Below are 13,907 nucleotides of genomic sequence, written 5' to 3'. Positions count from 1 at the left end.
CCGGCACCCCCGCGCCGCTCAGTCGGTTTCTCTTCTGCCTCTCCACAGGAACACCGCCGCCATCAGCAGGACTGCGCCCGCCCCGCCTGCCAGGGGGGCCGCCCAGCTCGACGTGTCGTCGTTGTCCCGTGCCGCGTCCGGGCCCGAGCCGAAGTACTTCTCGCCGTAGGACGCCGCCTGCAGGCCCTCCGGCTTCAGCTTCGCTGCCGCCTTGATCGCTGCCGCCGGGTCCACGAAGCCGTAGCCGCGGGAGTCGTCGCGGCCGCCTGCCGGGGCGTCCCGGGCCGTGTCCTCCAGGAGCTTCTTGATCTGGGCCGGGGTCAGGCCGGGGTGGGCCGCCTTGACCAGGGCCACCGCGCCGGAGACGAAGGCCGCGGCGGCGCTGGTGCCCCAGCCCTCGTAGTACTTGTGGTCGGGGTCGGCGATGACGACCTTGTAGCCGGGGGCGCTGACCGTGGCGTACCAGCGGCGGGTGGAGAAGGAGGCGCGGGTGCCGAAGCGGTCGACGGCGGTGGCGGCGATGACGCCGGGGTAGGCGGCCGGGTAGGAGATGTGGTCGCCCTTCTCGCCGCCGTTGCCGGCCGAGGCGACGACCACGGCGCCCTTCTTGAGGGCGTACTGGACGGCCTCGTCCTCGGCGGGTTCGGGATGGGCGGACTTGGAGTCGTCGCCCAGGGAGAGGTTGATGACGTCGGCGCCGTGGTCGGCGGCCCAGCGGATGCCTTCGGCGAGGGCGTTGCCGCGGGTGTTGCGGGCCTTGCCGCGGGCGGAGTCGCCGTCTTCGAGGATCACGCGGACGGGGAGGATCTTGGCCTCGGGGGCGATGCCCATGACGCCGTCGCCGTTGGCGTACCCGTGTCCGTGGCCGGCGATGATGCCGGCCATCGCCGTGCCATGGCGGGCCCAGGCGCGGTCGCCGCGGCTGGCTCCGAAGCCGACCATGTCCTTGCCTTCGAGGACGTTGCCGACGAGGTCGGGGTGGTCGTTCTCGACGCCGGTGTCGAGGACGGCGACGGTGATGCCCTTGCCCTTGGTGGTCTGCCAGGCCTCCTGGGTGTGCATGGCGTCGAGGGCCCACTGCTGGGCACGGATGCCGTCGGCGTGCGCCACGGTGGACGGGACCAGGGCGAGGGAGGCGGCGAGCAGGACGCCGAGGAGGCCGGTGCGGCGGGTCATGGAGATCTGGGGCCTGGGAGTCTTCACGAAGGCTTCTCCGTGGCCGAGCTGACGGTCCTGCGGAAGCCTCGTTCGATGCGGTCGGTGAGGCCCTGGGCCTCGTTGCCGAGACCGGCCTGGGCGACGGCTGTGGTGGCGCCGGACTCCATGGCCTCCTCGGCGGGCTGCGGCTCGTCGACGGTACGGCCGTCGGCCCAGCCGGAGACCGCGAAGGCGACGACGGGAGCGTCGGTGAGGACGGAGATCGCCCAGGAGGCGCGCTGCTCGGTGCCGAAGTCCGCGGCGACGGTGTCCTTGGCGGGGTACGTGCGGGGCATCAGGTCGGCACGCCGGTCGAGGTTCTCCTTGTCGAACCGGGTGTCGAGGGCGGTCATGGCGGTGGCGTCGGCCTTGGTGAAGAGGAGGCCGACGGTGGTGACGTAGCTCTGGGTGGCGTCGGTGTAGGTGGCGCGCAGGAGTCTCTGGCAGCCGACGGGTGCGAGTGCCTTGAGCAGCAGCGGGTCGAAGGCGTCCTTGCAGCCGCTGTCCGGGGCGACGGCGATCCGCGTCCAGGTCCGGTCGGCACCGCCGGGGCCGGCGCCCTGTCCTTGGACGGTGGGCGGGAAGAGCTGGTCCACGGGCACGCTGTGCCACATCCCGGAGGCCGCGGCGAAGGTGTCCCGGCCTCCGGCCGCCGCCGAGTCCCCGACGAGCCAACTCCCGGTCACTGCCCCGCCGATGAGCCCGAGACCCAGCACGAGACAGACGGCCACGGCAGCGGTCCGCATCCTGCTCCGCCGCCCGATCGGCCGGGGCCGCGCCTGCTCGTCATACCCCTCGGGCTCCCCGAACGACACGACGGGCCGCCCGGATCCATGGGTCTCGCCGGGTGTCAGGGGTGCGCTCCAGGAGAGGGAGGGGTCGGGCTGGGGGCGGGAGGGGGCGTCGGCGGGTGCCGCGGCACGCGTGAAGGGCTCGACGGGCACACCGCCCGCACGAACCCCGGGCTCCGGCGGCCCCCCGACGGCCCCGCCGGACGAACGCCCACCACCGAGAACCCCGGAGCCACCGACGGCCCCACCACGGCCGAAGCCATCGGCGGGCCGGGAGTCGGGCCGCGGCGACGCACCCGCGGGGACCCCGGACGACACCCCCGGACCGGAAGGACCGGCACCGGGCGCAGCGAACGGCCGCCCACCACCGCGGGCCCCCTCATCACCGGCGGGACGCGCGGGCACACCCGTGGGGGCGCCGGAGGACGTCGGTCGGTCCGAGGGCCGGGCATCGACCGGGGTCGGTGCGAACGGGCGCAGGCGGAAGGTGGTCTCCGAGGCCGTCTCGGGGGGTGCGCCATTGCGGCGTGGGGGCGTCGCGGACTGGCCTGTACGGTCCTGCCGTACGCCCTGACCGGCGCTCGGCGGCGCGTCCGGGAAGCGTGAGGACGCCTTCGGCGGAGGCGGGTTCAGGGGTGCGTCGGAGGACGGAGCACGCAGGTCGGGGAAGCGGGGAGGCATGTCCGGGGACGTGCCGCCGGGACGGCGGGGCGCTTCGGCGGCGGCGCCACGGCGGAGCGAGCCGTCGTCGCCTTGGCGGCGCGACTCGGTGTCGCCGCGGCGGAGCGAGCCGTCGTCGGCGACGGGTGTCACGCGCGGCTCCCGCGGCCGCTCTCCGACGCCGTCCGTCGTGTCACGCACCGCCGCGCCGGGGGCGAGCGGGCCCCTGGCGCCCGGCAGAGCCTCGCGGGGCACGGCCGTCATCGGGGCCCCGGTCGCCGGTCGCGTAACCGGCATGGGGGGCACAGCCGCCCCGGCCACCGGCCGCGCACCCGGCACCGGCCCGTCGGCTCCCCCGATCGTCGGTCGCGCACCCGGCACCGGCCCGGCAGCCCCTCCGATCGTCGGTCGAACATCCGGCACCGGCCCCGCAGCATCCACCGCCGACCGCACATCGGGCGTCGGCCCGGTCGGCGGTCGGAAGGCCGGCGTCGGCCCCGCACCAGCTGCCGCCGGCCGGGTGTCCGGCATGAGGCCCGCAGCATCCGCCGCCGGCCGCGCACCCGGCACCGACCCACCAGCCTCAGCCGTCGGGCGGGTGTCCGGGGCCGGAGCCGCGGTCGTGTCCGTCTGGTTCTCGGTGGTGGCCGAGGCGTGGTTGGAGGGGGCGGGGTCCGTCGGGTCGGGGGTTGTTCTGGGGGGAGCCGGGGGGAGGGGCGGGGTCGTGGGGCGCGGGGGGATGGAGGCGTGCCGCGCTTCCGTGCTCATGCGCCCCCCGTTTCCCTTGTGCCCGGGTCCGTCGTCGTGCCCGGCGCTCGTTTCGGTGCCCCGGGCACGCATACCCGCACCATGAGATCGGCATCCCCCGAACCGGGTCTTTGCCGCCTCACGTGCGTGCGCGTCACTCTACGGGTTGTCCCCGGTCGGGCGGGAACCAGTCCATGAGCTCGGGGCATTGGCCCGGATCGTCCCCCTACCCTGCGGTAATCCTGTCTGGCAGGCTTCGTTCATGACTGCGCGCGCCGCCGACCGGGCCCGTTACGACCGGGCCACCGCCCATCTCGACGCCCCTCTCGCGATCGTCGATCTGGACGCCTTCGACGCCAACGCGGACGATCTCGTCCGCCGGGCCGGGGGCAAGCCGATCCGGGTCGCCAGCAAGTCCGTGCGCTGCCGCACGCTGCTGGAGCGGGTGCTGGCGAGGGAGGGGTTCGCGGGCATCATGTCCTTCACGCTCGCCGAGTCCCTGTGGCTGGCCCGCTCCGGCTTCGACGACATCCTGCTCGCCTATCCGTCCGTCGACAGAGCCGGTTTCGCCGAGCTGACCTCCGACCCCAAGCTCGCCGCCGCCGTCACCGTGATGGTCGACGACGTCCAGCAGCTCGACCTGATCGAGCGGTCACGCGACGGCGGCCGTGAAGTCGTGCGCGTCTGCCTGGAGTTGGACACCGCCCTCAAGCTCCTCGGCGGCCGTATCCGCGTCGGTGCCCGCCGCTCCCCGCTGCACTCCCCCGCCCAGGTCGCCGACGTCGCCCGTGCGATCTCCCGCCGGCCCGGCTTCAAGGTCGTCGGGATCATGGCGTACGAGGGTCATATCGCCGGTGTGGGCGACTCCGTCGCCGGGCATCCCTTCCGGTCCCGGGCCGTGCGGCTGATGCAGGCCACCGCCCGCCGCGAACTGGCCGAGCGGCGCGCCGAGGTCGTGCGTGCCGTGCGGGCCGTCGTGCCCGACCTGGAGTTCGTCAACGGCGGCGGCACCGGCAGTGTGCAGACCACCGCCGCCGAGGACGCCGTCACCGAGATCGGGGCGGGGTCGGGGCTGTATGTCCCGCGGTTGTTCGACAACTACACGTCCTTCAGCGGGCGTCCGGCCGCGCTCTTCGCGCAGCCCGTCGTACGGCGGCCGGGGGTGGGAGTGGTGACCGTCCTCGGGGGTGGTTATCCCGCCTCCGGTGCTCCCGGGCGGGACCGGTTGCCCGTTCCCCATCTGCCCGAAGGGCTCAGGTACGACCCTCAGGAAGGGCCCGGCGAGGTGCAGACCCCGCTGCTCGGCTCCCCCGCCGACGATCTGCTCATCGGCGACAAGGTGTGGTTCCGGCACGCGAAGGCCGGTGAGCTGTGCGAGCGGTTCGACACGCTGCATCTGATCGAGGGGGACGCCGTCACGGCGACGGTCCCGACGTATCGCGGCGAGGGCCGGACCTTCCTGTAGACCGGCCCGAGTTCAGTGCGGGTCAGTCCGTCGGGCCCACGCTGCTGCCCACGCCGCCGCCCGAGTCCGCCGTGTCGCCCGTGGACCGGATGCCCTTGGTGATGCGGTCCATGTCGGCGAGCGGCGGCCCGTCCTCGCCCGCGTCGAAGACATAGCGGACGATGACCGGCGACTCGGTGCCGACGCTGGACTGGAAGGCGAGGGACTGGACGTAACCGCCGGGGCCTTTCGCGGTCTTGACGCGCCAGCGGACGTAATAGCCCGCGCGGCCTGCCACCGCGACCGGCCCCGCCTTCACGAGTTCGTGGGACTCGATGCCGCCGAAGGGCCGTTTGCCGACGAGGTCACGGTCGTAGGCGTCGTCGGCGGCGTCGGAGATGTCCGCCTTGGCGAGCGCCTCGGGGGAGGTCTCCGCGTTCTCGGTCACCGTGCGGGAGATGACGAGGCCGTGCCGGCACAGGCCCGGGTCGCCGGGGCAGTTGTAGGTGCCTTCGGTGCTCATCAGGACGTCGTCGTCGACGATGAACTCCGGCCGGACCCAGCCGGTGAGCAGGGGCAGGGTGATGCCGTTGAGCTGGTCCTCGACGACGGCCGGGGCGTCGGCGGAGGGCTCGTCGGCGGAGTCGGTGGGGGTGGGCGAGGGCGGTTCGCTCGTCGGGGCGAAGGTGGGGGTGATCGACTCGGTGGTGACCGTGTTGCCCGCCGTGCTGTCGTCCTCGCGGAGCACCAGCGCGCCGGTGACGATCGCCGCGACCAGGACCGCCCCGGCGGTGGTCAGGGCGACGGCCTTCGCGCGCCCCGAGGACTCCCCGCCGGGCGGCCGCCCGGGCGCCGGTGGGACCGCCGGTACCGGTGACGACACCGGCGGCGGGCCCGGAAGTGCGGGCTCGCGCCGGTGCTCGGTCCAGGCGGTGCCGTCCCACCAGCGCTCCAGATGGGGCTGCTCGGGGTCGCGGTACCAGCCGGGCGGGGGCGTCATGCTCATCCCGGCACTGTAGGACGAGGGCTACAGCGGTGTGACGTAAGCCCCGGAGATTCCGCCGTCGACCAGGAAGTCGCTGGCGTTCACGAAGGACGAGTCGTCGCTGGCCAGGAAGGCGACGGCGGCGGCGATCTCCTCGGCCTCGGCGAACCGGCCGAGCGGGATGTGGACGAGGCGGCGGGCGGCGCGCTCGGGGTCCTTGGCGAACAGCTCCTGCAGCAGGGGGGTGTTGACCGGGCCCGGGCAGAGGGCGTTGACGCGGATGCCCTCCCTCGCGAACTGCACGCCCAGTTCACGGGACATGGCGAGAACGCCGCCCTTGGACGCCGTGTACGAGATCTGGGACGTGGCCGCGCCCATCCGGGCCACGAAGGACGCCGTGTTGATGATCGAGCCCTTGCCCTGGCGCCGCATGTAGGGGATCGCTGCCTTGCAGCACAGGTAGACGGAGGTGAGGTTGACCTCCTGGACGCGCTTCCAGGCCTCCAGGCCCGTGTCCAGGATGGAGTCGTCGTCGGGCGGTGAGATGCCCGCGTTGTTGAAGGCGATGTCGACGCTGCCGTAGGTGTCGTACGCCGTCCTGAACAGCGTCTCGACCTGTTCGGCGTCGGTGACGTCGACCTTCACGAAGATCCCGCCGACCTCCTCGGCGGCCGCCTTGCCGCGCTGCTCGTCGATGTCGCCGCAGACGATGTGCGCGCCCTCGGAGGCGAGCCGGCGGGCGGCGGCGAGGCCGATGCCGCTGCCGGCGCCGGTGATGACGGCCGTACGGCCGACGAGGCGACGGCAGACGGTCTCTTCGGTCTCTTCGGTGGATGCGGTCACTGTGCGGGGCCCTCCGTGCTGGTGGCGACGTTGCTGATGAAGACGTTCTTGGTCTCGGTGAAGGCGGCCAGGGCGTCCGGGCCGAGCTCGCGTCCGACGCCGGACTGCTTGTAGCCGCCGAAGGGGGTCCAATAGCGGACGCTGGAGTGGGAGTTGACGGACAGGTTCCCGGCGCGGACGCCCTGGGAGACGCGGAGCGCGCGGCCGACGTCCCGGGTCCAGATGGAGCCGGAGAGGCCGTACGGGGTGTCGTTGGCGAGGCGGATGGCGTCCTCCTCGTCGGTGAACGGCAGGAGCACGGCGACCGGGCCGAAGATCTCCTCCCGGGCCGCCTCGGAGTCGTGCCGCTCCCCGGTGAGGACGGTCGGCGGGAACCAGAAGCCGGGCCCCTCGGGCGCGCTGCCGCGCAGGGCCGGGGCGTCGTCCGGTACGAACGACCGTACGCGGTCCAGCTGCTGACGGGAGATCAGCGGGCCCATCTGGGTCTTCTCGTCGGCCGGGTCGCCCACGACGACGGCGGCCAGCGCGTCGGCGAGCAGTTCGCGGACCTCGTCGTAGACGGACTCCTGGACCAGGATGCGGGTGCGGGCGCAGCAGTCCTGGCCGGCGTTGTCGAGGAAGGAGAAGGGGTCGACGGCGGTCTTGAGGTCGGCGTCCGCGAAGACGATGTTCGGGCTCTTGCCGCCGAGTTCGAGGGTGACCGGCTTGACCTGGTCGGCGCAGAGGGCCATGACGCGCTTGCCGGTCCGCGTGGAGCCCGTGAAGACGATTTTTGCGACGCCGGGCTGCCGTACGAGGGAGTCGCCCGCGATGTGACCGATTCCTGGCACCACCTGGAAGAGGTTCTCCGGGAGCCCTGCCTCCAGGGCGAGTTCGGCGAGGCGGAGCGCGGTCAGGGGGGTCGTCTCGGCGGGCTTGAGGACGACGGCGTTTCCCGCGGCGAGGGCGGGGGCGGTGCCCCAGGCCGCGATGGGCATCGGGAAGTTCCAGGGCGCGATCACGCCGATGACGCCGAGCGGCTCGAGGAAGGTGACGTCGAGGCCACCGGGTACGGGGATCTGACGGCCGGTCAGGCGCTCCACTCCCCCGGCCGCGTAGTCGAGCAGGTCACGGACGTTGCCCGCCTCCCAGCGGGCGTTGCCGATGGTGTGGCCGGCCTCGCGGACCTCCAACCGGGCGAGTTCCTCGATGTGTTCGTCCACGACGACGGCGAACCGGCGCAGCAGCCGGGCCCGGTCGGCGGGCGCGACGGCGGCCCATGTGCGCTGTGCCAGGCCGGCCCGGTGGACGGCGGCGTTCACGTCCTGCTCGACGCCGCCCGTGATGGTGGCGATCACCTCCTCCGTCGCGGGGTTGAGGATGTCCATTTCGTAGTGTCGCGACAAGAGATGCCTCACATGCGTTCGAAGGAGCGGCGCAGCTCCCAGTCGGTCACCGCGGCGTCGAAGGCGTCCAGTTCGACCCGCGCCATGTTGCGGTAGTGGGCGACGACCTCGTCACCGAAGGCGGCCTTGGCGATGGGGCTGTTCTCCCAGAGCTCGGCGGCCTCGCGGAGGGTGGTGGGGACGTGCGCGTATCCGGCGGTGTAGGCGTTGCCGGGACAGGCCTCGGGCAGTTCCAGCTTCTGCTCGATGCCGTACAGCCCCGCCGCCACCAGCCCGGCGACGGCGAGATGCGGGTTGACGTCACCGCCGGGCAGCCGGTTCTCGAAGCGCATCGAGCGGCCGTGGCCGACGACCCGCAGCGCGCAGGTGCGGTTGTCGTGACCCCAGGCGACGGCGGTCGGGGCGAAGGAGCCGGGCTGGAACCGCTTGTACGAGTTGATGTTGGGGGCGTAGAGGAGGGAGAAGTCCCTCAGGGCCGCCAGCTGCCCGGCGAGGAAGTGCCGCATGACCTCCGACATGCCGTCGTCGCCGGCCATGACGTTGTTGCCGGCCGCGTCGGCGAGGGAGAGGTGGATGTGGCAGGAGTTGCCCTCGCGTTCGTTGTACTTGGCCATGAAGGTGATCGAGACGCCTTCCTGGGCGGCGATCTCCTTGGTGCCGGTCTTGTAGATGGCGTGCTGGTCGCAGGTGACCAGGGCGTCGTCGTACTTGAAGGCGATCTCGTGCTGGCCGGGGTTGCACTCGCCCTTGGCGGACTCGACGGTGAGCCCGGCGCCCGCCATCTCGTTGCGGATGCGGCGCAGGAGCGGCTCGATACGGCCGGTGCCGAGCACGGAGTAGTCGATGTTGTACTGGTTGGCCGGCGTGAGCCCTCGGTAGCCCGCGTCCCAGGCCTGCTCGTAGGTGTCCTTGAAGACGATGAACTCCAGCTCGGTGCCGACCTTGGCGGTGTAGCCGAGTTCGGCGAGCCGCTCCAGCTGGCGGCGGAGGATCTGGCGGGGCGCGGCGACGACCGGGGAGCCGTCGTTCCAGGCGAGGTCGGCGATGAGCATGGCGGTGCCGGCGTTCCAGGGCACGCGGCGGAGGGTGCTGAGGTCCGGGTGCATGGCGAAGTCGCCGTAGCCGCGGTCCCAGGAGGACATGGCGTACCCGTCGACGGTGTTCATCTCGGTGTCGACGGCGAGGAGGTAGTTGCAGCCCTCGGTGCCGTGGTGGAGTACCTCGTCGAGGAAGAAGCGGGCGGCGAACCGCTTGCCCTGGAGCCGGCCTTGCATGTCGGGGAAGGCCAGGACGACAGTGTCGATCTCACCGCCGGCGACGAGGGCGTGCAGGTCCTCGACGCTCAGCGGGGGTGTGCGGTCTGCCACGGGAGAGCTCCTTCGGCATCTGCGCATTTCGTCTGCGCTTTTCGTGTGCGCGTTTTACGGCCGGGCCGGAAGCCATAAGGTATTGCGGAGAACCATTGCTTGGGAAGGGGGTGCGGCGGGATGTCGCTGGATCCGGAGGCCGACCTGGAGGACCGGTTGACGCCGGTGCTGCGGCCGGTGCGCGCGGGCAACGGCTTCGAGGAGGCACTGGAGCAGATCCTGCAGGTCGTACGGCTGGGCCTGGTCCCCGGGGGTGAGCGGCTGCCCGCCGAACGCGAGCTGGCGGAGCGGCTCGGGATCAGCCGGGTGACGCTGCGCGAGGTGCTGAAGGTGCTCCAGGACCAGGGGCTCGTGGAGTCGCGGCGCGGTCGGTACGGCGGCACGTTCGTGCTGCCGCGGGCGGACGCGGGCGGCGAGGACGAGCTGCGGCGGCGGATCACCGCGGTCGACATCGAGGACGTGCTGCGGTTCCGCGAGGTGCTGGAGGTGGGGGCGGCGGGTCTGTGCGCGGCGCACGGGCTGACGGACGAGCAGGCGGAGCGGCTCCGGGAGGCGCTGGCCCGGACCCAGGACGCTCCGCTGGCGGACTATCGGCGCCTTGACACCCTGCTGCATCTGACGCTGGCCGAGCTGTGCGGGTCGCCGACACTGACGTCGCAGTACGCGGCGGTACGGGCGACGGTGAACGACCTGCTGGACTGCATCCCGCTCCTGGTGCGCAACCTGGAGCACTCCCAGCGGCAGCACAGCGCTCTGGTGGAGGCGGTCCTGGACGGGGACGCGGACGGGGCGCGGGAGATGATGCGGGAGCACTGCGCGGGCACGGCGGCGCTGCTGAGGGGGTTCCTGGCGTAGGCCCGCGACCGGCGTGCTCTTGCCGTTCCGGGCTCGGCTCAGCAAAGGTATGCGGGAAATCCATTGCGGGGCGGGAGGACGTATGGCGGGCAGGCCGCTGATCGGCATCAGCACCTATCTGGAGGCCGGGGCGCGCTGGGGCGCGTGGGAGCTGGAGGCGGCGTTGCTGCCCGCCGGGTATCCGCGGCTCGTGCAGCGGGCGGGCGGACTGGCCGCGATGCTGCCGCCGGACGGGCCCGAGCTGGCGGCCGCGGCCGTGGCACGCCTCGACGGGCTGGTGATCGCGGGCGGCCCGGACGTCGAACCGGTCCACTACGGCGCCGAGCGCGACCCTCGCACCGGGCCGCCGGCGCGGGAGCGGGACGCGTGGGAGCTCGCCCTCGTCGACGCCGCGCTCGCCGCGGGCATCCCGCTGCTCGGGATCTGCCGGGGCATGCAGCTGCTGAACGTCGCCCTCGGCGGCACGCTCGTCCAGCACATCGACGGGCACGCGGAGGTGGTCGGCGTCTTCGGGCAGCACGCGGTGAAGCCGGTGCCGGGGACGTTGTACGCCGGGGTCGTGCCGGAGGAGGCGTCCGTACCGACGTACCACCATCAGGCCGTGGACCGGCTCGGCGCCGGTCTTGTGGTGTCGGCGTACGCGGCGGACGGGACGGTGGAGGCGGTGGAACTGCCCACCGCCCACTGGGTGTTGGGGGTGCAGTGGCATCCGGAGATGGGTGAGGATCTGCGGGTGGTGCGGGCGTTGGTAAAGGCGGCAGGAGGCTGAGGCGGCCCGGGGTCCGGGGCGGCGGGGGGACTGAGGCGGCGGGAGGGTTCTAGCCCCGCGTCAGCGACAACAGCTCCCGCGCCGGCCCCACCGGCCGGTGTCCCGTGGGCCACACCGCCCGCAGATCCCGCGCCAGGGAAACCCCCTCCACCGGCACCCGCACCAGGCGCCGCATCGCCAGTTCCTCCCCCACCGCCAGTTCGCTCAGCACCGCCGGGCCCGCACCGCTCACCGCCGCCGCCTTGACCGCCGTGGTGGACGACAGCTCGATCAGCGGACGGGCCAGACCGCCCAGCGCGGCGTCCAGCACCTGCCGCGTCCCCGAACCCTTCTCCCGCAGGATCAACGGCGTCACCGCCAGCTCCTGGGCCGACAGCGGCCGTCGGCGACGCGCCCACGCATGCGCCGGAGCCGTCACGACGATCAGATGGTCGTGGGCGATCACCACCGAGTCCAGACCCGTCGGTACCGTCAGCCCCTCGACGAAGCCGAGGTCCGCCTCGTCCGCGAGCAACCTCTCGGCCACCGCGGCCGAGTTGCCCGCGAGCAGCGACACGGCCGTGTCCGGCCGTCCGGCGCGCAGTGCCAGCAGCCAGCCCGGCAGCAGGTACTCCGCGATCGTCATGCTCGCCGCCACCCGGAGCCGGGAGTCCCGGCGGTCCCGCAGCGCCTGTGCCCCCGCGTCGAACGCCTCCGCCGCCTCCACGATCCGCCGCGCCCAGTCCGTCACCAGCGCGCCCGCGTCCGTGAGACGGGAGCCCCGCGGCGAGCGGTCCACGAGCGCCACGCCCAGCTGCCGTTCCATCGAGCGGATACGGCTGCTCGCCGCCGGCTGGGTGATGCCGATCTCCCGCGCCGCGGCACCGAGGCTGCCGAGGCGGGCCACCGCCAGCAGCAGCTCCAGTGCTCCCAGATCCGGGACGCGGTGCGCCAGCGTGCCACCGAAGGTCGGAAGAGAATCGTCCTGCCCACTGCTCATAAATCCAGTTTATGTCCTCATAGAAACGTCGTCCCTGGTGGGAGGCGTGGAATCGCGCGACCGTCTCATCATGGTCACCGCAGCCCAGCCTCTTCTCCCCCGTGCCACCGCACGTCCCCCGCGCGCCATGGGCGTCCGTCACCTCGGACCGAACTGGTACGCCACCGTCATGGGCACCGCCGTCGTCGCCACCGCCGGAGCCGGCCTTCCGGTCTCCGTCCCCGGTCTGCGTCCCGTCCTCACCGGCGTCTGGGCGCTCTCCCTGGCCCTCCTCGTCACCCTGCTCGGCGCCCGCGCCCTGCACTGGACGCACCACCGGGACCAGGCCCGCGCCCATCTCCTCGACCCGGCCATGGCGCCCTTCTACGGCTGCCTCTCCATGGCCCTCCTCGCCGTCGGCGGCGGTGCCCTCACCGTCGGCTCCGACTGGATCGGCACGGAGGCCGCGGTCGCTCTCGACGCCGTGCTGTTCACCGCGGGGACGGTCGTCGGACTCGCCGCCGCCGTCGCCGTGCCGTACCTCATGGCCGTACGCCATCGGATCGAGCCGGCGCAGGCCACGCCCGTGTGGCTGCTGCCGCTCGTCGCGCCGATGGTGTCCGCCGCGCTCGGGCCGCTCCTCGTGCCCCACCTTCCGGCCGGACAGGCGCGGGAGACGCTGCTGCTCGCGTGCGTGGCGATGTTCGGGGTCTCGCTCCTCGCGACGCTGCTCATGCTGCCGCTGGTCTTCGGCCGGCTGATCACCGGCGGACCGCTGCCGCTCGCCCTCACCCCGACTCTGTTCCTGGTGCTGGGGCCGCTCGGGCAGTCCACCACCGCCGTCAACAAGTTCGCGGACGTCGCCCCCGGGGTCGTACCCACCCCGTACAGCGGTGGCTTCGGCGTGCTCGCCGTGCTCTACGGCGTTCCCGTGATGGGGTTCGCGCTGCTGTGGTTCGCGCTGGCCACCGCGCACGTCGTGCGGGCGCGGCGGGAGGGCATGGGGTTCGCGATGACCTGGTGGGCGTTCACCTTCCCCGTCGGCACTTGTGTCACCGGGGCGGAGGGGCTGGCCCGGCACACGGGGCTGATCGCCCTCGACGGGCTCGCCGTCGTGCTGTACGCCGTGCTCGCCGCCGCCTGGGGCACGGCCGCCCTGCACACCGTGCGCGGTCTGCTCAGCGGTGCGCTGCTCGCAGGGCCTCGGACAGCAGCCGTGGCGCCTCGGTGAGGGAGGGGCCGTACCAGGTGAGGTGCCTGCCGCTGACCAACGCGCAGCGCAGACCGGGGAAGACCTCCGGACCGTCGTCCGCGGTGAAGCGGTACGGCTCGTCCGGGAGGATCACCACATCGGGGGCGGCCGCGCGCAGTTCGTCGGCCGGGATGCGCGGGTAGCGCTCGGCGTGGTTCGTATACACGTGGTCAACGCCCAGACGGGCCAGTACGTCACCCGCGAAGGTGTCCCGGCCCAGGACCATCCAGGGGCGGCGCCAGATCGGCACCACGGCCGTCGTCCGGTACGGCGGTTCCGGCAGCGCCCGCCACGCCGACTCCGCCTCGTCCAGCCAGCGCGGGCGGGTCCGGGCGCCGCACGCCGTGAGCACGCGGGACAGTTCCGTGAAGGCCTGCGGGACGTCCCGTACCTCCGTCACCAGGACCTCGACGCCCGCCTCGCGCAGGGCGGCGAGGTCCGGTGCGCGGTTCTCCTCCTCGTTGGCGATCACGAGGTCGGGGGTGAGGGCGAGGACGCGGTCGAGGTCGGGGTTCTTGGTGCCGCCGATCCGGGTGACGTCCAGGCCGGCCGGGTGAGTGCACCAGTCCGTCGCCCCGGCCAGGACCTCGGGGACGGAACAGGCCACCGCCTCCGTGAGGGACGGGACCAGTGAGACCACCCTCACCGTGCGCC

12 protein-coding genes are annotated in these 13,907 nt (G+C 73.0%); 4 read left to right on the top strand and 8 right to left on the bottom strand.

Annotated elements, in window-relative coordinates; translation table 11 throughout:
• Nucleotides 1-18: 18 nt before the first annotated feature.
• Both mycP and PH203_RS10240 read right to left on the bottom strand, forming a co-directional pair.
• The gene (mycP, locus tag PH203_RS10245) at nucleotides 19-1,176 is read right to left on the bottom strand and encodes a type VII secretion-associated serine protease mycosin (protein ID WP_289919441.1); all 1,158 of its coding nucleotides are present in this window, start codon (nucleotides 1,174-1,176) and stop codon (nucleotides 19-21) included.
• Between the two features lie 23 nt (nucleotides 1,177-1,199).
• Nucleotides 1,200-2,912 (bottom strand): hypothetical protein, encoded by a 1,713-nt coding sequence (locus PH203_RS10240; RefSeq protein ID WP_289918849.1) that lies wholly within the window; start codon nucleotides 2,910-2,912, stop codon nucleotides 1,200-1,202.
• 745 nt (nucleotides 2,913-3,657) lie between these two features.
• Here PH203_RS10240 and PH203_RS10235 point away from each other — a divergent pair.
• Nucleotides 3,658-4,860, top strand: coding sequence for an amino acid deaminase/aldolase (locus PH203_RS10235; protein WP_289918847.1), 1,203 nt, complete (start codon nucleotides 3,658-3,660; stop codon nucleotides 4,858-4,860).
• A gap of 22 nt (nucleotides 4,861-4,882) precedes the next feature.
• Here the strand turns inward: PH203_RS10235 and PH203_RS10230 are convergent, their stop codons facing one another.
• Genes PH203_RS10230 through PH203_RS10215 form a run of 4 tightly spaced genes read right to left on the bottom strand, consistent with a single transcriptional unit; the run spans nucleotide 4,883 to nucleotide 9,419 of the window.
• The gene (locus PH203_RS10230; protein ID WP_289919438.1) at nucleotides 4,883-5,839 is read right to left on the bottom strand and encodes a DUF2510 domain-containing protein; all 957 of its coding nucleotides are present in this window, start codon (nucleotides 5,837-5,839) and stop codon (nucleotides 4,883-4,885) included.
• 27 nt (nucleotides 5,840-5,866) lie between these two features.
• On the bottom strand, nucleotides 5,867-6,667 hold the full coding sequence (locus PH203_RS10225; protein WP_289918845.1) for a 3-oxoacyl-ACP reductase: 801 nt from the start codon (nucleotides 6,665-6,667) through the stop codon (nucleotides 5,867-5,869).
• Entirely contained in the window at nucleotides 6,664-8,052 is a 1,389-nt protein-coding gene (locus tag PH203_RS10220) for an aldehyde dehydrogenase family protein (protein ID WP_289918842.1), read from the bottom strand. The genes PH203_RS10225 and PH203_RS10220 overlap by 4 nt, the downstream gene beginning before the upstream one ends.
• Nucleotides 8,053-8,060: 8 nt before the next feature.
• Nucleotides 8,061-9,419: a glutamine synthetase family protein gene (locus PH203_RS10215; RefSeq protein WP_289918841.1), complete on the bottom strand. Its 1,359-nt coding sequence runs from the start codon at nucleotides 9,417-9,419 to the stop codon at nucleotides 8,061-8,063.
• Between the two features lie 120 nt (nucleotides 9,420-9,539).
• Between PH203_RS10215 and PH203_RS10210 the strand changes: the two genes are divergently transcribed.
• Together PH203_RS10210 and PH203_RS10205 are read left to right on the top strand one after the other, a co-directional pair.
• A complete protein-coding gene (locus PH203_RS10210) occupies nucleotides 9,540-10,274 on the top strand; it encodes an FCD domain-containing protein (RefSeq protein ID WP_289918839.1) in 735 nt (244 codons plus the stop codon).
• An 82-nt stretch (nucleotides 10,275-10,356) separates the two neighbouring features.
• The gene (locus tag PH203_RS10205; RefSeq protein ID WP_289918837.1) at nucleotides 10,357-11,043 is read left to right on the top strand and encodes a gamma-glutamyl-gamma-aminobutyrate hydrolase family protein; all 687 of its coding nucleotides are present in this window, start codon (nucleotides 10,357-10,359) and stop codon (nucleotides 11,041-11,043) included.
• A gap of 49 nt (nucleotides 11,044-11,092) precedes the next feature.
• Here the strand turns inward: PH203_RS10205 and PH203_RS10200 are convergent, their stop codons facing one another.
• Nucleotides 11,093-12,022 (bottom strand): LysR family transcriptional regulator, encoded by a 930-nt coding sequence (locus PH203_RS10200; protein ID WP_289918836.1) that lies wholly within the window; start codon nucleotides 12,020-12,022, stop codon nucleotides 11,093-11,095.
• 70 nt (nucleotides 12,023-12,092) lie between these two features.
• Between PH203_RS10200 and PH203_RS10195 the strand changes: the two genes are divergently transcribed.
• The gene (locus tag PH203_RS10195; RefSeq protein ID WP_289918832.1) at nucleotides 12,093-13,232 is read left to right on the top strand and encodes a TDT family transporter; all 1,140 of its coding nucleotides are present in this window, start codon (nucleotides 12,093-12,095) and stop codon (nucleotides 13,230-13,232) included.
• Here PH203_RS10195 and PH203_RS10190 read toward each other — a convergent pair.
• Nucleotides 13,180-13,899 carry a helical backbone metal receptor gene (locus PH203_RS10190; protein ID WP_289918830.1) on the bottom strand — a complete coding sequence of 240 codons (720 nt, stop codon included), beginning with the start codon at nucleotides 13,897-13,899 and terminating at the stop codon, nucleotides 13,180-13,182. The genes PH203_RS10195 and PH203_RS10190 overlap by 53 nt on opposite strands.
• Nucleotides 13,900-13,907 lie beyond the last annotated feature (8 nt).

This window comes from Streptomyces sp. S.PB5 (genome assembly GCF_030403745.1).
Lineage (GTDB): Bacteria > Actinomycetota > Actinomycetes > Streptomycetales > Streptomycetaceae > Streptomyces.
Note: the sequence above shows the minus strand (reverse complement) of the source record. Positions and strands in the feature narration are given on the sequence as shown.

What these genes read in the sequence shown, in the direction of transcription:
- mycP (WP_289919441.1), bottom strand. Translation starts at nt 1,176, where the DNA reads ATGACCCGCCGCACCGGCCTCCTCGGCGTCCTGCTCGCCGCCTCCCTC.
- PH203_RS10240 (WP_289918849.1), bottom strand. Translation starts at nt 2,912, where the DNA reads ATGACGGCCGTGCCCCGCGAGGCTCTGCCGGGCGCCAGGGGCCCGCTC.
- PH203_RS10235 (WP_289918847.1), top strand. Translation starts at nt 3,658, where the DNA reads ATGACTGCGCGCGCCGCCGACCGGGCCCGTTACGACCGGGCCACCGCC.
- PH203_RS10230 (WP_289919438.1), bottom strand. Translation starts at nt 5,839, where the DNA reads ATGACGCCCCCGCCCGGCTGGTACCGCGACCCCGAGCAGCCCCATCTG.
- PH203_RS10210 (WP_289918839.1), top strand. Translation starts at nt 9,540, where the DNA reads ATGTCGCTGGATCCGGAGGCCGACCTGGAGGACCGGTTGACGCCGGTG.
- PH203_RS10205 (WP_289918837.1), top strand. Translation starts at nt 10,357, where the DNA reads ATGGCGGGCAGGCCGCTGATCGGCATCAGCACCTATCTGGAGGCCGGG.
- PH203_RS10200 (WP_289918836.1), bottom strand. Translation starts at nt 12,022, where the DNA reads ATGAGCAGTGGGCAGGACGATTCTCTTCCGACCTTCGGTGGCACGCTG.
- PH203_RS10195 (WP_289918832.1), top strand. Translation starts at nt 12,093, where the DNA reads ATGGTCACCGCAGCCCAGCCTCTTCTCCCCCGTGCCACCGCACGTCCC.